Origin of the sequence: Pseudomonas knackmussii B13 (assembly GCF_000689415.1) — a bacterium.
GTDB lineage: Bacteria > Pseudomonadota > Gammaproteobacteria > Pseudomonadales > Pseudomonadaceae > Pseudomonas > Pseudomonas knackmussii.
The window spans coordinates 2,775,753-2,800,659 of the sequence record NZ_HG322950.1 but is presented as its reverse complement, the minus strand read 5'-3'; the positions used below and the strand labels follow the sequence as shown (position 1 = coordinate 2,800,659).

General features: G+C 65.9%; 18 protein-coding genes. 13 read left to right on the top strand and 5 right to left on the bottom strand.

Annotated elements, in window-relative coordinates; genetic code table 11:
- Positions 1-94 precede the first annotated feature (94 nt).
- From paaK to paaZ, 8 genes are all read left to right on the top strand, one after another.
- Positions 95-1,411 carry a phenylacetate--CoA ligase PaaK gene (paaK, locus tag PKB_RS13235; protein ID WP_043252387.1) on the top strand — a complete coding sequence of 439 codons (1,317 nt, stop codon included), beginning with the start codon at positions 95-97 and terminating at the stop codon, positions 1,409-1,411.
- A gap of 904 nt (positions 1,412-2,315) precedes the next feature.
- The gene (locus tag PKB_RS13230) at positions 2,316-2,669 is read left to right on the top strand and encodes a DUF1428 domain-containing protein (RefSeq protein WP_043252384.1); all 354 of its coding nucleotides are present in this window, start codon (positions 2,316-2,318) and stop codon (positions 2,667-2,669) included.
- A gap of 383 nt (positions 2,670-3,052) precedes the next feature.
- Positions 3,053-4,045 (top strand): 1,2-phenylacetyl-CoA epoxidase subunit PaaA, encoded by a 993-nt coding sequence (gene paaA / locus PKB_RS13225; RefSeq protein WP_043252382.1) that lies wholly within the window; start codon positions 3,053-3,055, stop codon positions 4,043-4,045.
- Between the two features lie 20 nt (positions 4,046-4,065).
- Positions 4,066-4,347: a 1,2-phenylacetyl-CoA epoxidase subunit PaaB gene (gene paaB, locus PKB_RS13220; RefSeq protein WP_009622486.1), complete on the top strand. Its 282-nt coding sequence runs from the start codon at positions 4,066-4,068 to the stop codon at positions 4,345-4,347.
- 10 nt (positions 4,348-4,357) lie between these two features.
- Entirely contained in the window at positions 4,358-5,119 is a 762-nt protein-coding gene (gene paaC, locus PKB_RS13215) for a 1,2-phenylacetyl-CoA epoxidase subunit PaaC (RefSeq protein WP_043252379.1), read from the top strand.
- Complete coding sequence (paaD, locus tag PKB_RS13210) at positions 5,106-5,639, top strand: 1,2-phenylacetyl-CoA epoxidase subunit PaaD (RefSeq protein ID WP_043252377.1); 534 nt, start codon at positions 5,106-5,108, stop codon at positions 5,637-5,639. Before paaC ends, paaD begins: the two co-directional genes overlap by 14 nt.
- Positions 5,640-5,806: 167 nt before the next feature.
- Positions 5,807-6,883, top strand: a complete 1,077-nt coding sequence (gene paaE, locus PKB_RS13205; RefSeq protein ID WP_043252375.1) for a 1,2-phenylacetyl-CoA epoxidase subunit PaaE — start codon at positions 5,807-5,809, stop codon at positions 6,881-6,883.
- A gap of 209 nt (positions 6,884-7,092) precedes the next feature.
- On the top strand, positions 7,093-9,144 hold the full coding sequence (gene paaZ / locus PKB_RS13200; protein ID WP_043252373.1) for a phenylacetic acid degradation bifunctional protein PaaZ: 2,052 nt from the start codon (positions 7,093-7,095) through the stop codon (positions 9,142-9,144).
- A gap of 59 nt (positions 9,145-9,203) precedes the next feature.
- Here the strand turns inward: paaZ and PKB_RS13195 are convergent, their stop codons facing one another.
- Complete coding sequence (locus PKB_RS13195; RefSeq protein ID WP_043252371.1) at positions 9,204-13,574, bottom strand: response regulator; 4,371 nt, start codon at positions 13,572-13,574, stop codon at positions 9,204-9,206.
- 47 nt (positions 13,575-13,621) lie between these two features.
- Positions 13,622-14,770 (bottom strand): HD-GYP domain-containing protein, encoded by a 1,149-nt coding sequence (locus tag PKB_RS13190; RefSeq protein WP_043252368.1) that lies wholly within the window; start codon positions 14,768-14,770, stop codon positions 13,622-13,624.
- Between the two features lie 252 nt (positions 14,771-15,022).
- On the opposite strand from PKB_RS13190, the gene PKB_RS13185 reads away from it, so the two are divergent.
- The 4 genes from PKB_RS13185 (at position 15,023) to PKB_RS13170 (ending at position 19,682) form a co-directional block, all read left to right on the top strand.
- Positions 15,023-16,330 (top strand): amino acid permease, encoded by a 1,308-nt coding sequence (locus PKB_RS13185; RefSeq protein ID WP_043252366.1) that lies wholly within the window; start codon positions 15,023-15,025, stop codon positions 16,328-16,330.
- Positions 16,323-17,597, top strand: coding sequence for an aspartate aminotransferase family protein (locus PKB_RS13180; RefSeq protein WP_043252363.1), 1,275 nt, complete (start codon positions 16,323-16,325; stop codon positions 17,595-17,597). Before PKB_RS13185 ends, PKB_RS13180 begins: the two co-directional genes overlap by 8 nt.
- Before the next feature lie 10 nt (positions 17,598-17,607).
- Entirely contained in the window at positions 17,608-18,630 is a 1,023-nt protein-coding gene (locus PKB_RS13175) for a phosphotransferase enzyme family protein (RefSeq protein ID WP_043252362.1), read from the top strand.
- A gap of 107 nt (positions 18,631-18,737) precedes the next feature.
- Positions 18,738-19,682 carry a helix-turn-helix domain-containing protein gene (locus PKB_RS13170; RefSeq protein ID WP_043252360.1) on the top strand — a complete coding sequence of 315 codons (945 nt, stop codon included), beginning with the start codon at positions 18,738-18,740 and terminating at the stop codon, positions 19,680-19,682.
- A 187-nt stretch (positions 19,683-19,869) separates the two neighbouring features.
- Here PKB_RS13170 and PKB_RS13165 read toward each other — a convergent pair whose 3' ends face one another.
- From PKB_RS13165 to PKB_RS29605, 3 genes are read right to left on the bottom strand one after another with little or no spacing between them, the layout of a single operon-like run.
- A complete protein-coding gene (locus tag PKB_RS13165) occupies positions 19,870-21,159 on the bottom strand; it encodes an SEL1-like repeat protein (RefSeq protein WP_043252357.1) in 1,290 nt (429 codons plus the stop codon).
- The gene (locus PKB_RS13160; RefSeq protein WP_043252355.1) at positions 21,159-23,021 is read right to left on the bottom strand and encodes a phospholipase D-like domain-containing protein; all 1,863 of its coding nucleotides are present in this window, start codon (positions 23,019-23,021) and stop codon (positions 21,159-21,161) included. Before PKB_RS13160 ends, PKB_RS13165 begins: the two co-directional genes overlap by 1 nt.
- Positions 23,018-23,173 (bottom strand): hypothetical protein, encoded by a 156-nt coding sequence (locus tag PKB_RS29605; RefSeq protein ID WP_156958031.1) that lies wholly within the window; start codon positions 23,171-23,173, stop codon positions 23,018-23,020. Before PKB_RS29605 ends, PKB_RS13160 begins: the two co-directional genes overlap by 4 nt.
- Positions 23,174-23,579: 406 nt before the next feature.
- Between PKB_RS29605 and PKB_RS13155 the strand changes: the two genes are divergently transcribed.
- Entirely contained in the window at positions 23,580-24,905 is a 1,326-nt protein-coding gene (locus PKB_RS13155; protein ID WP_043252354.1) for an alginate export family protein, read from the top strand.
- Positions 24,906-24,907: the final 2 nt, after the last annotated feature.

Here is a 24,907-nt window from a genome sequence, read left to right as displayed (position 1 = left end):
CGCAAAGACCACGAAGAACGGGAGCGGTATGCTGCTCCCATGACACTCGCAGCCCGCACGCGGGCTGGCGCACAAGAACAATTCGAGTGAACCCATGAACATGTACTACGACGCCGAACGTGCCCTGCTTGACCCGATGGAAACCGCCAGTATCGACGAGCTGCGCCAGCACCAGCTGGAGCGCCTGCGCTGGAGCCTCAAGCACGCCTACGAGAACGTCCCGCTGTACCGCAAGCGCTTCGACGAAGCCGGCGTGCACCCGGACGACCTGAAGTCCCTGGACGACCTGGCGAAGTTCCCCTTCACCGGCAAGAACGACCTGCGCGACAACTACCCCTACGGCATGTTCGCCGTGCCGCAAAGCGAGATCGTGCGCCTGCACGCCTCCAGCGGCACCACCGGCAAACCCACCGTGGTCGGCTACACGCAGAACGACATCGACACCTGGGCCAACGTGGTGGCCCGCTCGATCCGCGCAGCCGGCGGGCGCAAGGGCGACAAGGTGCACATCTCCTACGGCTACGGCCTGTTCACCGGCGGCCTGGGCGCGCACTACGGCGCCGAGCGCCTGGGCTGCACCGTGATCCCGATGTCCGGCGGCCAGACCGAGAAGCAGGTCCAGCTGATCCGCGACTTCCAGCCGGACATCATCATGGTCACCCCGTCCTACATGCTCAACCTGGCCGACGAGATCGAACGCCAGGGCGTCGACCCGCACAGCCTCAAGCTGCGCCTGGGCATCTTCGGCGCCGAGCCGTGGACCGCCGAGCTGCGCCGCGCCGTGGAAGAGCGCCTGGGCATCACCGCCCTGGACATCTACGGCCTGTCCGAGATCATGGGCCCGGGCGTGGCCATGGAATGCGCCGAGACCAAGGACGGCCCGACCGTCTGGGAAGACCACTTCTACCCCGAGATCATCGACCCGGCGACCGGCAAGGTCCTGCCTGACGGCGAATACGGCGAGCTGGTGTTCACCTCGCTGTCCAAGGAAGCGCTGCCGATGATCCGCTACCGCACCCGCGACCTGACCCGCCTGCTGCCGGGCACCGCACGCCCCATGCGCCGTATCGACAAGATCACTGGCCGCAGCGACGACATGCTGATCATCCGCGGCGTGAACGTGTTCCCGACGCAGATCGAGGAGCAGGTACTGAAGGTCAAGCAACTCGCTGAGGTCTACGAGATCCACCTGTACCGCAACGGCAACATGGACAGCATGGACGTGCACGTCGAGCTCAAGCACGACCTGCAACTCGATGCCGAGCAGCAGAAGCAGGTGGCCAACGAGCTGGGCAAGCAGATCAAGACCTACATCGGCATCAGCGCCCGCGTACTGATCCAGCCCTTCCACAGCCTGAAGCGCTCCGAAGGCAAGGCCTGCCACGTGTTCGACAAGCGCAACCAGGGCTGATCTCTCCCTGTAGCGCCCTTCAAAGCCCCGCCTTGTGCGGGGCTTTTTTCTTTGCTGGGGCGGCGCGGCCATGCCATCCGCGAACGGCCATGTGCGGCGTATTCCCGTAGGAGCGGATTCATCCGCGATCTTTTTCGCGGACAAGGTCCGCTCCTACATATCCGTGCCCCCACCACCCTCGTCTTCCCCGCGAACGCGGGGACCCAGAAAAGCTGGTTTAGCGCGCCGCATCGGAATGCTCGGATGCATCTTGTTTCGCCCCTCGGCGAGTCACTTCTTTCAAACGCCAAAGAAGTAACCAAGAACGCTTGCCCCGACATACGGGTCCGGCAAGCCGGACTTCCCTCGCACATCCCCACGCAGCCGGAGGCCCGCCCCGACAGTACGTCCCTGTACTGGTCGGGGCTTTTGCGACATCCATGTCGCGCAACCTCCTCTGCGTGGGCTTAGCTCGGCCTTCTGTAAGGGGCGCTCCGGTGCGCGCGGATGTTTCTCTGAAAATGCTTTTCGTAGAAGCGAGCTTGCTCGCGAACCGCACGGCACAAATGCCGACCCTGTAGGGCGAATAACCCCGAAGGGGTTATCCGCCGTTTTCGTTCCAGGTAACGGCGCATAACCGCGAACGCGGTTATGCGCCCCACGGTTGGAATTGGCGCGGGGATTTTCGCGGATGAATCCGCTCCTACAGGATTGCGTCTATCTTCGCCGCGCACGTCGAACAGTTCCCTCTCCCGCTTGCGGGAGAGGGAACGGAGTCACACCGAAACGCCTGCGCACCCGGCCGGCGCCGACCATCCATCGCCCACCGCCCTGCCCCTGTCGATCCTCCCCCGCTCCACTCGACCAATCAGTGAATGGCACCCACGCGGGCGCCCTCACACCCATTCGCAATGGAGATACGACCATGAACTACATCGTTGGCTTCGTCCTCGCCGTGCCCACCGCCAAGCGCGAGGAGTACACCCGGCTGGCCCGCTCAGCGGCGGGCGTGTTCAGGGAGCATGGCGCGCTGAATGTCGTCGAGTGCTGGGGCGATGACGTGCCCGAGGGCAAGCTCACTTCCTTCCCCATGGCCGTGAAGCGCCAGGAGGACGAGACGGTGGTGTTCTCCTGGATTACCTGGCCCTCGCGCGAGGCTCGTGATGTCGGCATGCAGAAGGCCATGGAGGACAAGCGCCTATGGCCCGAGGGCCAGACGATGCCCTTTGACGGCAAGCGCATGATCTATGGCGGCTTCCAGGTGATCCTCGACCATTGATGGCCGGAGGCGCCGGCACTGCCGGCGCCTCAACGAAACACCATAAGTACATCAAACTCAATTTTTCGTATCGCTTTATCGAACTGCCGTTCGTCCCCTGCCCGCCTCTCGCGCCCCGGCAGGTCAATCATCAGATTGACCCCGATGCCGCTCACCGACCCTTAGAAACCCGAAATATCCGAGCACAATCAACGTAAATACCTGCATAAAAGGCGAGAAAGGCTGGCCAAGCCCTCGCCCGCCGCCGCTTTGCTCATGGCTGAAGCGATACAAAAAACGCATACGACACACTATTTAGTGTTAGACATTAGATTCTGTATCATTTAAAAATACACCCATGGCCAAGGCCTCCCCCACAACAGAACAAAGGCTGGAGACACAGCATGTACGCACAACTGGTTGAGACCGGCGTGAAGCGCGTCAAGGCGCTGGACGAGATGTCCGCCGAGGAGCGCGCCTTCCAGGAGAAGATCGACGCCGAGATCAAGATCGAGGCGAAGAACTGGATGCCCGACGCCTACCGCCAGACCCTGATCCGGCAGATCTCCCAGCACGCCCACTCGGAAATCGTCGGCATGCTGCCCGAAGGCAACTGGGTGACCCGCGCACCGACCTTGAAGCGCAAGCTGCAGCTGATGGCGAAGATCCAGGACGAAGCCGGCCACGGCCTGTACCTGTACAGCGCCATGGAGACCCTGGGTGCCGACCGCGACGAGGAAATCGCCAAGCTGCATTCGGGCAAGGCCAAGTACTCCAGCATCTTCAACTACCCGACGTTGAACTGGGCCGACATGGGCGCGGTGGGCTGGCTGGTGGATGGCGCCGCGATCGTCAACCAGGTGGTGCTGCAGCGCACCTCCTACGGCCCCTACTCCCGCGCCATGATCCGTATCTGCAAGGAAGAGAGCTTCCACCAGCGCCAGGGCTACGAAATCCTCCTGACCATGATGCGCCACGGCACCCAGGCGCAGAAGGACATGGTCCAGGACGCCATCAACCGCCTCTGGTGGCCGGCGCTGATGATGTTCGGCCCGAGCGACGAGCATTCCCCCAACAGCGCCCAGTCCATGGCCTGGAAGATCAAGCGGCAGAGCAACGACGAACTGCGCCAGCGCTTCATCGACCAGACCGTGCCGCAACTGGAGCTGCTCGGCTGCACCGCCCCCGATCCGCACCTGAAGTGGAACGAGGAACGCGGCCACTACGATTTCGGCGAGATCCAGTGGGAAGAGTTCTACGAGGTGCTCAAGGGCAATGGCCCGTGCAATGCCGAGCGCGTCGCCACCCGCCGCAACGCCATCGAGAGTGGCGCCTGGGTCCGCGAAGCCGCGGTCGCCCACGCCCGCAAAAAACAACAGAAACGTGACGCTGCCTGAGCCGCGAGGAGATAACCACCATGGCTGAATGGACCCTTTTCGAAGTCTTCGTGCGCAGCAAGCACGGCCTGAACCACAAGCATGTCGGCAGCGTCCACGCCGCCGATGCCGCCATGGCCATCGAGAACGCCCGCGAGCTCTACACCCGCCGCAATGAAGGCGTGAGCCTCTGGGTCGTGCCCTCGGCGCTGATCACCGCCTCTTCGCCGGACGAGAAAGACCCGCTGTTCGACCCGGCTCAGGACAAGGTCTACCGCCACGCCAGCTTCTACGAGCTGCCGCCCGAAGTCGGCCACATGTGAGATCGCGTGCATGAACCCGAACAACGACAAGATCGAATACCTGCTGCGCCTCGCCGACAGCGCCCTGATCCAGGGCCAGCGTCTGTGCGAATGGTGCGGCCGCGCCCCGGCGCTCGAAGAAGAACTGGCGCTGATGAACGTCGGCCTCGACCTCGTCGGCCAGGCGCGCAACTGGTACGAGTACGCCGTGGAGCTGCTGGATGACGGCCGCGACGCCGACCAGTTGGCCTTCCGCCGCGACGAGCGCGCCTTCCGCAACCTGCTCCTGGTCGAGCAGCCCAACGGCGACTTCGCCGTGACCATGACCAAGCAGTTCCTCTACGACGCCTGGCACTTCCACGTGCTGCGCGCCCTGAGCGACTCCAGCGACGCGCGCATCGCCGCCATCGCCGCCAAGGGCCTGAAGGAAGTCACCTACCACCTGCGTCGCTCCGGCGAGTGGGTCGAGCGCCTGGGCGATGGCACCGAGGAAAGCCACAAGCGCATGCTCGCGGCCATCCCGCAGGTGTGGCGATTCACCGTCGAAATGACCAATGCCGACGACGTCGAGCAGCGCCTGTTCGCCGAGGGCGTAGCGCCGAATCCGGAAGAACTGGCCGCCGCCTGGCGCGCCAAGGTCGCCGACATCTTCGCCAGCGCCACCCTGCCGCTGCCGGAGCCCGCGGTGAACTTCTACCTCAGCGGCCGCCGCGGCCTCCACACCGAGCACCTGGGCATTCTCCTGGCCGAGATGCAATTCCTTCAGCGAGCCTACCCCGATGCGACCTGGTGAGCTGATCGCCAGCGACCGTGGCGCGCGCGCAGGCTCCGCTGACGACCTCAGCCAGGCCTGGAGCGTGCTCGGCCAGGTGATGGACCCGGAAGTGCCGGTGGTCAGCGTCGTCGACCTCGGCATCGTCCGCGGCCTCGACTGGCGGGACGGGCACCTGCACGTGGTGGTCACCCCCACCTACTCCGGCTGCCCGGCCACCGAGGTGATCGAACAGGACATCCAGCACGCCCTGGAGCACGCCGGCTTCGCCGCGCCGCAACTGGAGCGCCGCCTGGACCCGGCCTGGACCACCGACTGGATCAGCGAGCACGGCCGCGAAGCGCTGCGCGCCTACGGCATAGCACCGCCGGCCGGCAGCACCAGCAAGCGCAGCCTGCTCGGCGAGAGCCCGGAAGTGTGCTGCCCGCAATGCGGCAGCGCGCACACCGAGCAGCTGAGCCAGTTTGGCTCGACCGCCTGCAAAGCGCTGTACCGCTGCATCGACTGCCGCGAACCATTCGACTATTTCAAGTGCATCTAGGAGGACGAAGACAACCTGCTGCGCTCGGCCATGCGTCGTTGGAAACGACTTCGGAATGCTCATTCACACACGTGAACTGCGCTTCCAGAGTCGCTTCCGCCTAGCCTGACCATCGCTCGCGACGTTTGTATTCGCCCCCCAAGCGGCGCCGCCGCCGGAGAAGAACAATGAGCAAGTTCCACAGCCTGAAAATCAAGGAAGTGCGCCCGGAGACCCGCGATGCGGTGTCCATCCTCTTCGAGGTGCCGACGGACCTGGCCGACAGCTTCCGCTTCACCCAGGGCCAGCACCTGGTGATGCGCACCCAGATGGACGGCGAGGAAGTGCGCCGCTCCTACTCCATCTGCAGCGGCGTCAACGACGGCGAGCTGCGCGTGGCGATCAAGCGCGTGGCCGGCGGCCGCTTCTCGGCCTACGCCAACGATTCGCTCAAGGCCGGCGCCAGCCTGGAAGTGATGCCGCCGTCCGGCCACTTCCACGTCGAACTGGACCCGGCGCGCCACGGCAACTACCTGGCGGTGGCCGCCGGCAGCGGCATCACGCCGATCCTGTCGATCGTCAAGACCACCCTGGAAACGGAGCCGCACAGCCGCGTCACCCTGATCTACGGCAACCGCTCGAGCAACGCGGCGATGTTCCGCGAGCAACTGGAAGACCTGAAGAACCGCTACCTGCAGCGCCTGAACCTGATCTTCGTGTTCAGCCGCGAGCAGCAGGACGTGGACCTGTACAACGGCCGCATCGACGCCGACAAGTGCGGCCAGCTGTTTAGCCGCTGGATCGACGTCAAGCACCTCGACGCCGCCTTCATCTGCGGCCCGCAGGCGATGACCGAGACCGTGCGCGACCAGCTCAAGGGCAACGGCATGCCGGCCGAACGCATCCACTTCGAGCTGTTCGCCGCCGCCGGCAGCGAAAGCAAGCGCGAAGCCCGCCAGGCCGCCGCCGCGACCGACAGCGGCAAGAGCCAGGTCACCGTGATCAGCGATGGTCGCGAGCTGTCCTTCGAGCTGGCCCGCAACAGCGTCAGCGTGCTCGACGCCGGCAACGCCCAGGGCGCCGAACTGCCCTACTCCTGCAAGGCCGGCGTGTGCTCGACCTGCAAGTGCAAGGTGGTTTCGGGCGAGGTGGAGATGGACAGCAACTTCGCCCTGGAAGACTACGAAGTGGCGGCCGGCTACGTGCTGTCCTGCCAGGCCTTCCCGATCAGCGACAAGGTGGTGCTGGACTTCGACCAGCTCTGATTCAGAACAGAGTCAACCTGTAGGAGCGCCCCATGGGCGCGATCGCGGGCATGGCCCGCTCCTACGCCGCCTCGGTCCCACAAGGCCCCTGGCGTCCCAATCCGGCGGCTTCGTACCGCCCCTTTTCACGCGCCGCCGACGCCCACCCGGCGCGGCGGCCAACCGGCCTCGGGCCGGCACCCTTGCGTAGCGATTTGGAGGAATAAGCGATGGCCCAAGAGCCCATCCTGCAGAGTTTCATCGGCGGCCGCTGGATCGGCCAGCACGGCGCCCAGGCGCTGCGTAGCGCACTCAACGGCCAGTTGGTCGCGCAGACCCACGAAGAGTCCCTGGACTTCGCCGAAGCCGTGGCCCACGCCCGCCAGCAAGGCCTGGCCGAGCTCATGGCCATGGACTTCCAGCAGCGCGCCCAGCGCCTGAAGGCCCTGGCGCTGTACCTGATGGAGCGCAAGGAACAGCTCTACGAGATTTCCCGCCACACCGGCGCCACCCGCGCCGACAGCTGGATCGACATCGAAGGCGGCGCCGGCACCCTGTTCGCCTACGCCGGCGTCGGCGGCCGCGAGCTGCCCTCGGGCAACGTGGTCCACGAAGGCCCGGCGATACCGCTGGGCAAGACCGGCAAGTTCGCCGGCAGCCACATCCTGGTCCCGCGCGGCGGCATCGCCGTGCACATCAACGCCTTCAACTTCCCGATCTGGGGCATGCTCGAGAAGTTCGCACCGAGCTTCCTCGCCGGCATGCCCTGTATCGTCAAGCCGGCCACGGCCACCAGCTACGTGACCGAAGCCGCCGTGCGCGTCATGCACGAGTCCGGCCTGCTCCCGGCTGGCAGCCTGCAGCTGATCATCGGCGGCACGGGCGACCTGCTGGACCGCCTGCAAGGCCAGGACATCGTCACCTTTACCGGCTCCGCCGACACCGCCGCCAAGCTGCGCGTGAACCCCAACCTGATCCGCAACTCGGTGCCCTTCAACGCCGAGGCCGACTCGCTGAACTGCGCCATACTCGCGCCGGACGTCACCCCGGACGACGAAGAATTCGACCTCTTCGTCAAGGAAGTGGCCCGCGAGATGACCACCAAGGCCGGGCAGAAATGCACCGCCATCCGACGCGCCATCGTCCCCGCCAAGCACATCGACGCCGTTGCCGAACGCCTGCGCGATCGCCTGGCCAAGGTCGTGGTCGGCGACCCTACGGTGGAAGGCGTGAAGATGGGGGCGCTGGCCTCCCACGCCCAACAGGCCGACGTCGCCGAGCGCGTCGAGGCCCTGCTGAAATCCAGCGATCTTCTGTTTGGCGCGAAGGATGGTTTCGCCCCGCGCGGCGAAGGCGTGAACGAAGGCGCCTTCTTCGCCCCGACCCTGCTGCGCAGCCGAGATCCGCACGCCGAAGGCGGTGCCCACGACATCGAGGCCTTTGGCCCGGTCAGCACCCTGATGGGCTACGACGACATCGACGAAGCCATCGCCCTGGCCGCGCGCGGCAAAGGCAGCCTGGTAGCCAGCCTGATTACCCGTGATCCGCAAGTGGCGGCCAAAGTGGTTCCGGCCATGGGCGCGCTGCATGGCCGCCTGCACATCCTCGACCGCGAGTCTGCCGCCGAGTCCACCGGCCACGGCTCCCCCCCGCCCGGGGTCAAGCACGGCGGCCCGGGTCGCGCCGGCGGTGGCGAAGAACTGGGCGGCCTGCGCGCCGTCAAGCACTACCTGCAACGCACCGCGGTGCAGGGTTCGCCGACCATGCTGATGGCCGTCACTGGCGAATACGTGCGCGGCGCCAAGGTCTACGAGACCGAAGTGCATCCGTTCCGCCGCTACTTCGACGACCTGCAGATCGGCGAGTCGCTGCTGACCCACCGCCGCACCGTCACCGAAGCCGACCTGGTCAACTTCGGCTGCCTGTCGGGCGACCACTTCTACATGCACTTCGACGAGCTGGCGGCGAAAGACTCGCAGTTCGGCAAGCGCATCGCCCACGGCTACTTCGTGCTCTCCGCGGCCGCCGGCCTGTTCGTCTCCCCCGGCGTCGGCCCGGTGCTGGCCAACTACGGCCTGGACACCCTGCGCTTCATCAATCCGGTGGGCATCGGCGACACCATCCAGGCCCGCCTGACCTGCAAGCGCAAGATCGACCAGGGCAAGAAGAGCCCCAAGGGCGAGCCGCAAGGCGTGGTCGCCTGGGACGTGGAAGTCACCAACCAGAATGGCGAGCTGGTAGCCAGCTACGACATCCTGACCCTGGTGCTCAAGCGCGCCTGATTCCGCATTAACTCCGGTGTCACCCTCGACCCGCCTTCGGGCCGGTCTTTTTTTGCCTGCTAGCCGGGCAACTGCTCCAGCCGTTCCAACGCCAGTTCGTAATCGAAGGCCTCGATGGCCGACGCTACCTCGCGCAGGTACGGCGCCTGCGGGCGGCCTGCGAAGATCTCGCACAGGCGGGCGATAAGGTCTTCGGCGCTGGTGTCGCTGTGCTGCAGTCGGTCGCGCAGGCTGGCCAGCAGGGTCGCGGTCTGCCCGGCATCGACAGCTGGCTGTGCCGACGCCTCGCCTGGCGCTGCGGCAAGGTAAGCGGCGAGCCCCGCCTGCACCCTTCCCAGCTCGGCCAGCACCGCTTCCAGCAAGCCCGTCGCCGGAGCACCTTCTCGGCACGCGGTTTCCAGTTCCAGAGCAGCCTGCGCCAGCGCCCGCGCTCCGATGTTGGCAGCCGCCCCGCGCAACGAATGGGCAGTGCGCGTCTGGGCAGCGGGGTCATCGGCCTGCCCCGTCGCCGCCCGGAAGCACTCGGCGAAATCGCCCTGTCCGCCGTGGAAGCGCCGCAGCAGACGCCGGTACAGCGCTTCGCGTCCATTGCAGGTGGCCAGGCCCGCGCGCGTATCGATACCCGGCAGCACCATGCCGGAATCGTCAGGCTCCGCTGGCGGGACAGCCGCAGCAGGCTCTCGTGGGCGCCTTGAGCCAATCCAGCGCGCCAGGGTGAGGAACATCGCCGGCGGATCGATCGGCTTGCCGATGTGGTCGTTCATCCCGGCGCGCAACGCCTCGTCGCGGTCGCCCACCAGGGTGTTGGCGGTCATGGCGATGATCGGCAGGTCCGCCAGTTCCGGCATCTGGCGGATCGCGCGGGTGGCCGCGTAGCCGTCGAGCACCGGCATCTGGCAATCCATGAGGATGCAGTCGAACGCGCGATCGACGGCCAGCCGATCCAGCGCCTCCTGGCCATTGTTCGCCAGCACCACTTGCATGCCGGCCTCGCCAAGCAACTCCAGGGCCAGCTCCTGGTTGAGCTCGTTGTCCTCCACCAGCAGCACCCGGCTGCCGGAAACAGCGGTCATCGCCTCGGCCGCGGCGTTGTCGCGCTCGCTGCTGCGTCGCTCGACCAGGCTGCCCTTGCCCAGGGCGACGCTGATCGCCTCCAGCAGGGTCGAGGGCGTGACCGGCTTGGTCAGCACCGAATCCAGTTCGACGCTGCGTTGCGACGCCGCTTCCAGCGCCTCGTCGCGGCCGAAGGCGGTGACCATGATCACCGCCGGCAAGCTGTCGAAATCGGCCGACCGCATGCGTGCCACCAGCTCGATGCCGTCCATGCCCGGCATCTTCCAGTCGACCAGCACCAACTGGTACGGCAGGCCACGGCGCTCGCCGTCGATCAGGAAGGCCAGGGCCTCTGCTCCGTCGCGTGCGACGTCCACCTCCAGCCCATAGCTGCTGGCCATGCCCGACAGAATCTCGCGGGCCATGGCGTTGTCGTCGACCACCAGGGCGCGCACACGCAGCAACTCATCGGCGCGGAACATCCGTCGCGGCCCTTGCGCGGACTGCATCCCGAAGCGCGCCTCGAAGTGGAATAGCGAGCCCCTGCCCGGCTCGCTCTCGACCCAGATGCGCCCGTGCATGAGCTCCACCAGGCTGCGCGAGATCGACAATCCAAGACCCGTGCCGCCGTAGCGGCGGGAGGTCGAGGAATCGGCCTGGATGAACGACTGGAACATCCGCCCGCACTGCTCGGCGGTCATGCCGATGCCACTGTCGCGGACCCAGAAATGCAGCTTCACCTCGCTCTCGGACACTTCCAGCGCCTCGACGCCCAGGACGATCTCGCCGCGCTCGGTGAACTTCACCGCGTTGCTGCCCAGGTTCAGCAGCACCTGGCCCAGGCGCAGCGGGTCGCCGAGCAGCGCGGTCGGCACGTCCTGGCGTACCTCGAAGAGCAGTTCCAGGGCTTTCTCCTCGGCGCGGAAGCCGATGATGCCGGCGAACTGGTCGAGCACATCCTCCAGGCGGAACTCGATGCGCTCGACGCTGAGCATGCCAGCCTCGATCTTCGAGAAGTCGAGGATGTCGTTGATGATCCCCAGCAGCCCCTCGGCGGCGCGGTGGACCTTCTGGATGTAATTGCGCTGGCGCGGCTCCAGGTCGGTTTTCAGCGCCAGGCTGCTCATGCCGATGATCACGTTCATCGGCGTGCGGATCTCGTGGCTCATGTTGGCGAGGAACTCGCTCTTGGCGCGGGTCGCCTCCTCGGCCAGTTCCTTGGCGCGACGCATCTGCGCCTCGGCCTGCTTGCGCGCGGTGATGTCGAACAACCAGCCGAGCACGCCGAACTCGCCCTGGTACTGAATCGGCAGGTAGGTCGCCAGCACGTCGCGCTCGTTGCCGCTGCGGTCGAGCAGGCGCAGCTCGCGCTCGTGGCGTTGTTCGCCGGCCTCAAGGCAAGCCCAGATTGCCTCGCGATCGGCAGGATCGACGTACAACCGATCCGCGCGATCGCCGACGTCCAGGCCGAACACCTCGACGAACTCCGGGTTGGCCAGGTGGATGTCGTTCTGCGTCGAGAAGGTCACGCTGACCGGGCTGCAATCGAGGATATAGCGCAGGCGCGATTCGCTTTCCTGCAGTGCCGCCTCCATCGCCCGGCGCTCGCTGATATCGCGCACCGAGGCGCACACGCAGACGCCATGGCCGAGCAAATCCGGCAAAGGCGCCAGGGCAATCTCCACCGAGAATCGGCTGCCGTCCTTGCGCAGGCCATGCAGCTCGCTGATCGAGCGGCCCATCTGGCGGCTATGGCTTTCCGCCATGAAGCCGCTGCGCAGCTGCCGATGGCGCGAGCGAACGGCGTCGGGCACCAGGTTGTCGACTTCACGCCCGAGCAGCTCACCGCTGGCGTAGCCGAACAGTTCTTCCAGCTTCGGGTTGGCCAGGATGATCCGGCCCTCGCGGTCGACCACCAGCATGCCGTCTGGCGCCGACTCGAGGATGCCCTGGTACCAGGCCTTGGTGGCCTGGATCTCTTGCTGGCGCGACTCCAACTCCTGGGTCTGGCGTTGCAGGCTCACCGCCTGCTGCTCCATGAGGCTCGCCTGGCTGCGGGTTTCTTCCAGCAATTGCGCGCTCTGCAGATGGCGCTCGCGGATTTCCAGGTTCATCGCCAGCAGCGGGACGAACTCGCTCAACAGGGTTTCCTGACTGGCGGCCAGCGGACGGAACAGCTCCAGCATCAGCACGCCGAGCAGGCGCTCGCCGTGGATCAGCGGCAAGACCTCGATGACCGCGGCCAGCGGGTCGGCACCCGTCAGCTCTTCCTCCGAGCGTTGCAGGCGGATCGGCCGGCGCTGCTTCGCACATTGCCCGACCAGCCCTTCGCCCACGCGAATGCGCTGCGGCAGATCGGCCGGCGCGGCGTAGCTGCCGAGCAAAAGCAGCTCGTCATGGATCTCGTCATAGGCGTGGATGCTGGCCCGTACCAGTGCGAGCGAAGGCGCCAACGCTGCCAGGATGCGGTCGCCCAGTTCCTGCGACTCCGCCAGTGCCTGCATCTTGCTGCTAAGGGTCGCCACCTGGGTCTTCACCCAGCGCTGGTCGGCCATCTGCTGCGCCTCGGACTGCAGGGCAGTCACCGCCCGCGCCAGCTCGCCGATCTCGTTGGGGTAGTCCTGGAACGGGATTTCCACGTCCAGGCGGCCCTTGCTCAGCGCGTCCACCGTGCCGCGCAGGCGGTCGGCCGGGCGACGGATCGACAGGCTGACCAGCACCCCGAACAGCCCCCCGACAGCCGTTCCCAGGGCCAGCAGCCAGACGGTCAGGGTCACGCTGTGGCGGAAGCGCTCGGAGACCTGGTTGACCTCCAGGCTCACCCCATCCAGCTTGGTCTGCACCAGCTGCACGAGCGCCTGCTGGGCTACTTCGGCCGGGCGTTGCAGGCGCGTGGACGACAGCAGCGAGATCGCCGCCTGGTCGCTCGTCGAGCCCGACGCCGTGCGCTGGTCGTTCAACGCCAGGACCTGGTCGATCTGGTCCTCGTAGTCGCCGTAGGCGGCCTCGAAGCGGGCCATACCCTGCAGCGCCTGGGAGCGGTAGAGCAGCGGCCGGGCCTGCTCGATCTCGTCACGCAGCACGTCCTTCTGCTCCTGCAGCTGCTTGACGGCCTGGTCGTGTCCCTCGATATCCGCCGCCATCACCGCCTGCCGCAGGCTCTGGCCAATATCGGCGAGGGCTACCTGGGCACCTTGAATGTGCGCCAGGCCGATCAGGTCCTTGTCGACGATCAGGTTGATCTGCTGGTACTGCCGGTATTGCACCGCGATGCTGTAGAGACCGAGGAACAGGGCCAGCGCAAGCAGGCCGCCGAAGCCGATAACCAGGCGGCTGCGCATGCGCAGCCGCTGCAGGATGCCGAGCGGGGAAACCATCCGGACCTCTCTTCGCCCGCCGCGCCGGGCACGGTTTGTCTCGCGGTCTAGGGCAAGCCGCGCTGCACCTGCTCGGCCTTCAGGTTCAGGTCCTCGTCGCTGTCGCGATACTGCGCGGCGATGGCGCGGAACTCGTCCTGCAAGGTCAGGAAGGCATCAACGATGTCGGGGTCGAAGTGCGTGCCACGCTGCCCACCGATGAACTGCACGGCCTGCTCGTGGGGCATGCCGGCCTTGTAGATGCGCCGGCTGATCAGCGCGTCGTAGACATCCGCCACCGCCATCAGCCGCGCGGACAGCGGAATCGCGTCGCCGGCCAGGCCCTCGGGATACCCGGTGCCGTCCCATTTCTCGTGATGGCCATAGGCGATTTCCTTGGCCAGGCGCAGGAAGGGCACGCCGATCCCGAGGCGCTCCTCGGCCTGCTGCAAGGCATCGCGGCCAAGGGTGGTGTGGGTCTTCATGACCTCGAACTCTTCCGCTGTGAGGCGGCCGGGCTTGAGCAGGATGCGGTCCGGGATGCCGACCTTGCCGATGTCGTGCAACGGCGCCGATTTGAACAGCAGCTGGCGGGTGTCCTCGTCCAACCCGGCGGCGAAGCGCGGGTGCTGCTGCAGGTGCTCGGCGAGCGCGCGCACATAGTGCTGGGTGCGGCGGATGTGGTTGCCGGTCTCGTTGTCGCGGGTCTCGGCCAGCGAGGCCATGGCGAGGATGGTGACGTCCTGGATGGCGACCACTTCCTCGGTGCGCCGGGCGACCTCGCGTTCGAGGAACGCGTTCTGGTCACGCAGGAAGTCGGCCGCGGCCTTCACCCGCAGCTGGTTGTCCACGCGCATCAGCACCGTCGGCGGGTTGATCGGCTTTGTGATGTAGTCGACGGCGCCCAGCTCCAGGCCGTGGATCTCGTCGTCGGCCGCGCCCAGGGCGGTGATGAAGATCACTGGGATGTCGCGCGTCTGCGGCAGCTCCCGCAGGCGCCGGCAGACCTCGAAGCCGGACATGCCCGGCATCATCACGTCCAGCAGGATGAGGTCGGGCGGCTCGTCGCCGGTTGCAATCTGCAGCGCCTTCTCGCCGGAACGCGCCGCCTTGACCCGGTAGAGAAGCTTCAGCAGTTCAGTGAGCAGCGCCAGGTTGTCCGGTGTGTCGTCGACGATCAGGATCGTCGGTCTGGCGGCGGAGCCCGGTGCGTTCATCGTCCTTCACCTTCCGGCTGGGGTCGCGGGAGCAGGCCCTCCCGGCGCGCAGCCAGGAGTATAGCCACTGGCATGCCGGTCATCGGCGCCGAGCCCGCGCACTGCGCCGGCTGCCGGATTCCTCCGGGGCGAACTTGTTTGCGTATTTCTGATATCGCCCCAAGCCCTCCCTTCGTACCTTCTGCCCTGCCCCGCGCTTGAGAGCCGGGCGCGTGCAGTTCCCCCTACAACAACAAAAGAAGGGTTCGCTCCATGCTCAAACAAGGCGTTCTTCGCTGGCCCCAGGTCGCCGGACTCGGCATCTCGCTGGTCATCGCCGGCCAGTTCTCCGGCTGGAACTACGGCCTGGCCGGCAACGGCTGGACCAACATGCTTCTCGCCACCCTCTTGATGGCCGTGCTCTGCGGCGGCCTGGCACTGTGCATCACCGAACTCTCCACCGCGCAGCCGCACGCCGGCGGCGTGTTCGCCTATGCGCAACTGGCCTTCGGGCCCTTCGTCGGCTACCTGGTCGGCGCCGCCTGCGCGCTGGCCCTGACCATCGGCACCGGTGCCGCCGCCAACTTCCTCGCGGCCTACATGGAGTCGGTGTTCGGCTTCGGCGGCTGGCCGGTACGCATCGGGCTATTCATGCTGATCATCGGCATCCATATCGTCGGTGTCGGCGAGGCCCTGGGCCTGACCCTGCTGGCCGGCGCCGTGGCCGCCGTCGCCCTGCTCGCCTTCGGCGGCGCCATGCTGCCGCACGTGCAGTGGGGCAACCTGGTCCCGGCTTCCGGCGACCTGCTGCAGAACGCCAGCCTGCACGGCATCTTCGCCTGCGTGCCCTTCGCCATCTGGATGTTCATCTGCCTGGAGCAGGTCAGCTCCGCCGCCGAAGAAGCCGCCGACCCCGGCCGCAACATGCCGCGCGGCATCCTCGCCGCCGTCGGCACGCTGCTGCTGACCGCCCTGCTGGTGGTGATCGCCGCACCGGGTGCCGCTGGCGTGGAGACCGTCGGTAACGCAGCCGACCCGCTGTACGCCGCCATGACCCACGGTGGTCTCTACGGCGAACACGACTGGCTGCCGCTGCTGGTCGGTTCCGGTGCCGTGTGCGGCCTGCTGGCGACCTTCTTCTCGGTGGTCTTCTCCGCCTCTCGCCAACTCTATGCCCTGGCCCGCGACGGTTTCTTCCCCGCCGCCCTGACCCGCACCAACCGCCGTGGCTCGCCCTACGTCGCCCTGCTCGTGCTGAGCGTGATCGGCCTGCCACTGACCCTGGTACCGCCGGAAAACCTGCTGCTGTGCGTCGTCCTGCTGCTGGGCAGCTGCCACCTGGTGCTGTTCGCCGCGTACCTGCGCCTGCGCCGCAGCCAGCCGCAACTGGCCCGTCCCTTCCGCCTGCGCGGCGGCCCCGTGGTGGCCGTGGTCGGCATGGGCCTGACCCTGATCGTCATCGCCGCCTGCTTCCAGCTCGAACTGGCCATGCTCAGCGCCCTCGCCGTCGTGGTCGCGCTGCTGGTCCTCAACTACCTGCTGCGCACCGGCAAAACCCTGGAGAACCCCGAACATGTCTGAAGCCACCCTCCTGCAACGCCGCCACCGGGTCATGGGCGACGCCTCGCCGCTGTTCTACGACGAGCCGCTGGAACTGGTGAAGGGCGAAGGCGTCTGGCTCATCGACGCCAACGGCCAGCGCTACCTGGACTGCTACAACAACGTGCCCTGCGTCGGCCACTGCCACCCCAAGGTGGTGGCGGCCATGGCCGAGCAGGCGGCGACCCTGAACATCCACACCCGCTATCTGAACGAGCGCGTGGTGCGCTATGCGGAGAACCTCACCGCGACCTTCGCCGATCCGCTGGACGCAGTGATGTTCACCTGCACCGGCAGCGAGGCGAACGAGCTGGCGCTGCGCATGGCGCGCTACTTCAGCGGCAACCGTGGGGTGATCGTCAGTGACTACAACTACCACGGCAACACCACCAGCCTGGCCGCGGTGACCACCGCCCTGCCCAGCTCGGAGCCGTTCTCGATGCACGCTCGCGCGGTGCCGATCCCCTGCCTGTACCAGGCCGACGGCAGCCCCAAGCAAGTGGCCGAGCGCTACGTGGCGAAAGTCGCCGAAGCCATCGCCTCGCTGCAGGCGGAAGGCGTCGGCCTCGCCGCCATGCTGATCGACACCCTGTTCGCCAACGAAGGCATCCCGCGCCTGCCGGCCGGCTACCTGGAACGCGTGGCGAAACTGGTGCGCGATGCCGGCGGCCTGCTGATCGTCGACGAAGTGCAATCCGGCTTCGCCCGCACCGGCGAACACATGTGGGGCCACCAGGCGCATCCGGTCACGCCGGACTTCGTCACCCTCGGCAAGCCGATGGGCAACGGTTTCCCCCTCGCCGGCGTGATCGCCAACCGCGAGCGGGTCGAAGCATTCGGCCGCAGCAACCTGTACTTCAACACCTTCGGCGGTTCACCCGTGGCCGCCGCCGTCGGCCAGGCAGTACTCGACGTGATCGCCGAGCAGGACCTGCAAGGCAACGCCCTGCGCCAGGGCGCCAAGCTGGACGCCGCGCTGCATCGCCTGGCCGAGCGTCATTCGATCATCGGCGACGTGCGCGGCAAGGGCCTGTTCTTCGCCGTCGAGCTGGTGCGCGACCGTTCAAGCCGCGAGCCGGCCGGCACGGAGGCGCGGCGCATCGTCAACCAGCTGCGCCAGCGCGGCGTGCTGATCAGCAAGATCGGCGCCCACGACAACATCCTGAAGATCCGCCCGCCGCTGGTGTTCGAGGCCGAGCACGGCGAGCTGTTCATCGACCGCCTGGACCAGGCCCTGAGCGAACTCTGAGGAATTGCCCATGACCGATTTCTCCCACCTCGACCACGACCAGCAGGTCGCCCGCCTGCACGCCCTGGCGCAGGACGCGCTGCGCCACTGGGACGGCGACTTCGTCGGCCTGGAGCTGATCAAGTACCGCGAGAACGCCGTGTTCTGCGCCACCCGCAGCGATGGCACCCGCAGCGCCCTGCGCGTGCACCGCGACGGCTACCACAGCGAGGCCGAGCTGCGCTCGGAGCTGACCTGGATGGAGCAACTGGCCGCCGGCGGCATCGGCGTGCCGCAGATCATCCGCACCCGCGAGGGCGAGCACCTGGCCGAAGTACGCAGCGCGGCACTTGCCGAACCGCGTTACGTGGACATGCTCGGCTGGCTTGCCGGCTCCACCCTGGGCTCCGCCGAGCACGGCCTGCAGACCGACGGCGACATCGAGGCGCTGTTCTTCCAGGCCGGCGCCGTGGCCGCGCGCATCCACCTGAACTCGGCGCAGTGGCGCCAGCCCAACGAGTTCACCCGACATGCCTGGGACGAAGAAGGCCTGATCGGCGCCAACCCGTTCTGGGGCCGCTACTGGGAGCTCGATCTGCTGACGCCGGAGCAGCGCGACCTGCTGCAACAGGCCCGCGCGCAAGCCCGCCACGACCTGCGCCGCTACGGTCGCCACCTGCACAACTTCGGCATGATCCACGCCGACCTGGTGCCGGAAAACCTGCTGCTGGACGGCGGCAAGCTGCAACTGATCGACTTCGACGACGCCGGCTTCGGCTGGCACATGTTCGAGTTGGCCACTGCGCTCTACTTCTGCCAGGACGACCCACGCCTGGCGGATATAGAAGCAGCGCTGCTCGCCGGCTACGACTCGGTGAAACCGCTGACCGCCGAAGACCGCGCCAGCCTGCCGCTGTTCCTCGCCCTGCGCGGCACCACCTACCTCGGCTGGGTGCACACCCGGCGCAACAGCCGCACCGCCGAGGAACTGGCGCCGATGCTGATCGAGCGCGCCTGCCAACTTGCCAAGGCGTATCTGGCCAGCCGCGCCTGAAGTCGCGCATCTGGCAGACAGGGCAAGGCCACTGGCATGCTGCGCAAGCCGCACGCCAGTGGCCTCACCGATACTCCCCCTGGCGCCACCGCGACGAGGTCAACCCGATGCCCGGCATTGCCCGCTACCAGGCGAACGACTCCGACGAACTGGCCCGAGCCCTCAGCGGCTGGAGCCAGTCCTATACCCAGCTTGGCCGCGGTCGCCTCCAGGCCGAACTCCTGCACGTGCAACTGCCGGAGGCCACGCTGTTCTACGAGCACTCCAACCTGCACCTGCGCGAGAACATGGCGCCGCCGGCCGGCCAGATCGTCGTCGGCATCCCGCTGCGCGCCTGCGCCGACTCGCGCTTCAACGGCCAACCCTTGCAGGACGACACCCTGCTGGTGCTGCCCGGCGGCGAGGAAATGGAAATCTGCGCGCCCGGCGAGATCCACATGCTCGGCCTGGGCCTTTCCAGGACCATGCTCGATCGCCTGCTCGGCGCGCAGGAGCAGGAGCGCTTCGAGCGCGCCCTGCAGCAACGCCGCCTGCGCCTGTCGCATCACGCCGCCGCCCACCTGCGGCAGAACCTGACCGACTCACTCGGCGCCTTCTTCCGCGCCAGTTGGTGCCCGGACGACCCGGCCCACGCCGGAGCCGCCATCCACTCGGCACTGAGCTGCCTGCTGCAAGCCCTCGACGACTCCCCGGAAACCTCGGTGGCGAAGGCCCCGCGCTCACTGGAACAACACCGCCGGCTGGTCCTGGCAGCGGTAGAAAGAATGCAGGCGGACCTCGCCCAGCCCCTCTCGCTGGTCGACCTCAGCCGCCAGCTGAACACCAGCCAGCGCACCCTGCAGTACAGCTTCCGCCAGCTCTGCCAGGCCACCCCGCAACAGGTCCAGCTCGCCCTGCGCCTGAGCGAAGCCCGCCGCCGCCTCAAGCTGGAAGCCCCGCAAAGCATCACCCACCTGGCCCTGGACCTCGGCTTCGCCAGCTCCAGCCACTTCTCCGCGCTATACAAGCGCCTGTTCGACGAGCAGCCGTCGCTGACGTTGCGTCGGCGTTAGGTTGCCGACGCGAGTCACGCTCGTGTGATGGCTTCGTTCGGTGCCTGCAGGGCCCATGCCCTGACAACGTGTCTAGCGTCAGTTGGCCTTTCCTGTTGAGCGCCTACTGTCTGCGGCAGCGGCCTGGGGATTGCTTCCCGCATTGCAGGCGGACAGGACCATCCCCAACAGGCAGACACCCGCAAGCTCAAGCCTCACCGAGCATCACCCATCTGACGTATTCAGAGCCTTTGATGACCTTGTCCGGCAATGGCCAGATTCGGCTGATCCGCCGCTCGATCACCACGGCGGGCATGCGCTCGCCCTGCTGGAAGCGACGAATGGTGCTGCCTTCGACGGTCGACCAGTAATTGTCGACGCCGAGAATTTGCCAGTAGCCGCTGCGCGGGCAGGATTCGCCGCTGTGGCAGATGGGCTCCGGCGAACGGGCGCGAACGAAGGCGGGCGAGCCGGGCGTGGGACGACCGGTCTTCGGGTCGAGCAACTTGGCCTTGGCCAGCTCCTGGATCAGCGACTCGCTGGGTTTGGGCGGCTGGATGTTGGCCTTGCGCTCTTCCACCCACTTCAGTTTGCCATCCCACGGCGGCAGCTTGGCCGGCGGTAGCGGGACGATTTCGTTGATCTCGGGGACTTTGGGTTGGGCGTAGGAATAACCCTCGAGAATTTTCCAGATTTTCTTGTAGCGGCCAGCGCGTTCAATGTCTTCCGATTGCCCCAAGTAATGTAACTCGTCAGAAGGTGGTGGATTACGAAAGGCGCTTTCTAATAAACCCGCTGATGTTTCATCCCCCCCTGCCACTCCCATTTGTAGAACTTCGATTGCATCGTCAAATTTCTTGTCATCGCGGAGATAGAGCGAAAGCATGACAGCGGCCTCGCCATGGCCCTGTTCGGCAGCGCAGCGACGCATCTGTCGTGCGACATCTGGGGCAACGTCGTCTGGTGCCAACTTTTCGCCCACATATGCTTGAGCCTCGGCATTACCCTCGTCGGCGGCTTTACGGAAGTAGCGCAAGGCCATTCCAGGGTCCTTCTGTAGTCCCACCGAGCCTTGTTGCAGAAAGTAACCGATGAAGAAATAACCCCGGGCGACCTTCGCATCTATCAGTTGCTGGCTCATGCGCAGATGCTCAGCACCTTTGAGCCTGTAGTGCCCGCTCATGGCGCCGTTCTGGAGATTGATATTGGCCTTGAAATGGCCGTTTTCGCTGGCAATGCGGTATAGGCGTTGGATCTCGATATCGACGTTCGGGTCTTGCTTGAGCACATTGTTCTTTTCCAGCCAGCGACCGTACTGGAACAGCACATCGCTGTCCGCCGAGGGTGCGGGAATGCTTTCGTATTTGCAGGTGAAGGCGAGGTTGGCCTTGATCCGGGAAAGATGGTCCACATGAAAGTCCTTCTTCAAATAAGTAACGGAGTTACTGGCACTACAGGCGGCCAGCAGGAGGGTTGGAAGCGGCAAAAGACGGCGCATCAGTCGAGATTCCATAGGGTGGCTTTGCCGTAGTGGAACTCCACGAGCGAGGCAAATGGTTCCTCCTTCTTGCTCTTGCTTTCCCGGCGTTTCTTATTTTCTTTGATGATTTCCTGCCAGGCCCTGAACGCCTCTTCTGGCCGATCCTGCGCCCCCTTTTTCCCCGTATGCAGCTCCCACAACCGCCGCCGCAGCGCCTGAGTCACGCTCGCCCACTCATGGGCAATGTTCAGTTCGCTGTCCACTTCCATGCTGCGGGTATTGAGGTTGGCCGAGCCGTGGGTGGTGAAGACGTCGTTGACGATCATCAGCTTGGAGTGGATGTACACCGGCATCCACGGCTTGCCCGGCGGGGAGTCGGGGGCTACCAGCGAGCAGACGTGGACCTTCAGGCCGGGGATGTCCTGCGAGTGGACGGTGCTCTGTTCGATGGCCTTGATTTCCTCGCCGTAGCGGGCCTCCCACTCGGCGAGCTGCCACTTTCCGTAGAAGTCTTTGGGCCCATCCGGGCGCGGCTTCGGTGGCGCTGCTTGCTTCGCCTCGTCGATGAGCATCTGCTTGGTCACCTCGGGGATGGTGTCGGCGCGGCCCAGGCATTCGAGCATGCGCTGGGTATTGACTGTGCCCTTGCCCATGCCCTCGTCGGTGTCGTTGGTGACCACGAACAGGTGCACGTTGCCGTGCTCTTCTGGTTTGCGGCCCATGCGCATCTGCGCGTCGACCGTTTTCTTCAGCGCCTCGGCGAACGGTGGCCAGCGGAAGTACTGGTTCTCGACGTAGACGAATTGCGTGGTGTTGTTGACGGTCTGCAGGTAGAGCTTCTCGATGTCGCGCACGCCCACCTGCGCCTGGGTGCGCAGCAGTTGCGCCATCAGTGCGGTGCCGTCGTCCTGGTTGCCGCCGCGGAAGGGGAAATGCTTGGCCGACTCATGCAGGTCCGAGTGCAGCGCGGGCAGGGTTTCGCCGGTTTCCTTCTGCCAGGCCTGGGCGAAGTTGCGGTGGAGGTATTCCAAGATCGGCCCGGTGACCCGGCAGGAGATGTCCTGGCGCGGGGTGAAGCCGCGCGGGCCTCGGTTGGGAGCGGGCTTGTCGGTTCTCCCGCGGCGCAGTGCAGTGTGGTTATCGGTGTCCCAGTATTCGTCGAGCATGTTGTGGCCCATGACGAAACCCACCGTATCCGCTGGCAACTCGTAGTCGACCAGGACCATCTTCTGGTGGTGGGTGGCGCTGTTGGCCATGGTCCAGATCGAGCTGTCGCTCAACGCCTTGTCCACGCTGTGCTCGCGCAGGTGGCCCTCGATCCGCTCGCGTTCGTCGCCGTCGAAATCGCGGCCGACGAACAGCGGTCGGTGGGCCGCCGCCAGCCCCGCCGCCTCGTCGTCGGCGACCGCGTACTCGGAGAACCAGCGGTGGTCGAAGTCGTGTTGCTCGGGCGTGGCGCTCTGCATCGTTGCGTCCCAGAAGTACGGGGCATTACCTGGCAGGTTGGCTTCGCCCGCAAGGCCGGCGAAGTTCCAGAACATCCGCCAGCCGAGCACACGCACCTTCACGCCCTGCTTTGCCTTGCGCTCCAGCAGCTCGCCAATGCATAGCTCGCTCAAGGCATCGGGGTCGTCGTGGTAACGGCGGTCGCGAACGAAATACATCGATGGCTGGAAGCCCCAGCAGATGATGTCCACCGACTGCTTGGCCTTGGCGATGGCCAGGTGCACGGCGGCAAACGCCTCCTCGCCATTGACCAGCGGCTTGTAGCGCGCCTGCATCTGCGGGTATTCGCTGTCGGCCACGAACCAGGGCGCGGTGCAGGTGGCTTCGTTGGTGTACTTGAGGCAAAGAGGGACAACGATATCGCGTCGGCTCATGGCGCTTCTCCTTCCGGCGTCGAGGCGCTGTCGAGCACATCCGCGTAGTAGAGGCGTCGATAGTTTCGCAAAGCGTGCTTGTGCAGCCCCTTTTGCAAATGCACAGCTTTTGCATGCATGCAGAAGAACAGCGGGCGGATTTCGTTGGACAAAGTGAAACCTCCGTTTGGCAAATGGCTCGAGCACCAATGACCTCTGTGAGATCTGGATGGGTGCTGCCAGGGAGGGGGCGAGGCAGATAACTCGGGGGTTAGATCAGGAAAAGGAACTGCCTTCTGAGGCAGCACGCCTGATGTGCTCGAGGTCAGCGATGCTGCACGTACAGGGCGAATGAATCGCCGAGACACATCCGATCTATCCGTAAGGAATTTCGCACTTATTACACCAACAAGCCGGATCGCCAGGGCAAAGCGTGGAAGCCCCCGGCCCGCTCGCGCGCCTCATCTGGCAAGCACATCCAAGCACTTGGCAGACACACGCAAGGCCGGCACCGCCCATCGCCTTAGCATCCTCGGCAGTTTCGTCCCCCTGCCAACAATAACGATACGGATGCAAGCCATGACCCGACCCACCTTGCTTCGCCCGACGCTGCTCGCCCTGATGGTGGCCAGCGCAGGTTCCGCCCAGGCGTACTCGCTGTACGCGACCGACGACACCCACCTCGACGCCAATGTCTCGGCGGTCTATGCGCTGTTCCACAGCCAGGAGAACTACGCGCAGACTGGCACCAAGGACAAAGGCTCGTCGTCCTGGCAGGAAGGTTTCATCAAGTACGGCCTGAGCGGCGACCAGCGCCTGGGCGATGCCGGCACCGCTTACGGCGCCTTCGGCCTGCTCAGCTCCGCCACCTGGGGTGACGGCGACGCCGCCGGCTTCAGCGACGGCTCCGAGCGCACCACCAAGATCGAAGACGCCTACGCCGGCTGGCGTTCGGGCAAGCTGTTCCCGGTACTGGGCGACGACGGCATCGACTTCTCCTTCGGCCGCCAGAACATCGTGGTCGGCGACGGCTTCCTGATCGACGGCGACGCCCTCAACCTGGGCAAGGGCCTGGCCGATGGCGAGTTCAACCGCGGCGGCGCCTACTACCTGGCCGGCCGGCGCAACTTCGACCAGACCGAAGTCCTGCGCATCGGCGGCAAGCAGGGTTGGCGCGGCGACATCATGCACCTGAAGTCGAACAACCGCGCCCAGGCCAACTCCGAGCTGTACGTCGGCACCCTGGAGCACGTAGCCGATGCCGGTACCGTCGGCCTGACCTACATCGACGTCACCGATATCGACGAGCAATACGCCTCGCCCCTGCAGCTCGACCGCAAGGACATGAAGACCTACAGCCTGCGTGCCCAAGGCAACGCCGGCGTGCAGGACCTGTTCCTCTCCGGCGAGTACGCCGAGCAGAACAAGCGCCACGCCGACAATGAGAACGCGTGGTACCTGGAAGCCGGCTGGACCTTCTCCGACCTGCCCTGGAAGCCCTACGTGAGCTACCGCTTCAGCCGCTTCTCGGAAGGCTACGACACCCTCTTCTACGGCTTCAGCCGTGGCTTCGGCACTTGGTTCCAGGGCGAGGTGGCAGGCAACTACGCCGGCCCGTTCAACAACAACACCCGGGTCCACAACATCGGCGCCAAGGTCAACCCGGCGGACAACGTCGACATCGGCCTGCAGTGGTTCGACTTCCACACCCTGGACAACGACCTGGGCAACTTCAGCGGCCGCGAGCTGGACCTGTACGCCGACTGGATCGTCAGCCCGAACCTGACCATCACCCCACTGATCGGCCTCTACCAGCCGAAGAAAAGCGCCGAGGATGGCGGCACCCAGATCGGCAGCAACGACAGCAACCTGTATAGCCAGCTGATCTTCAGCACCACTTTCTAAAC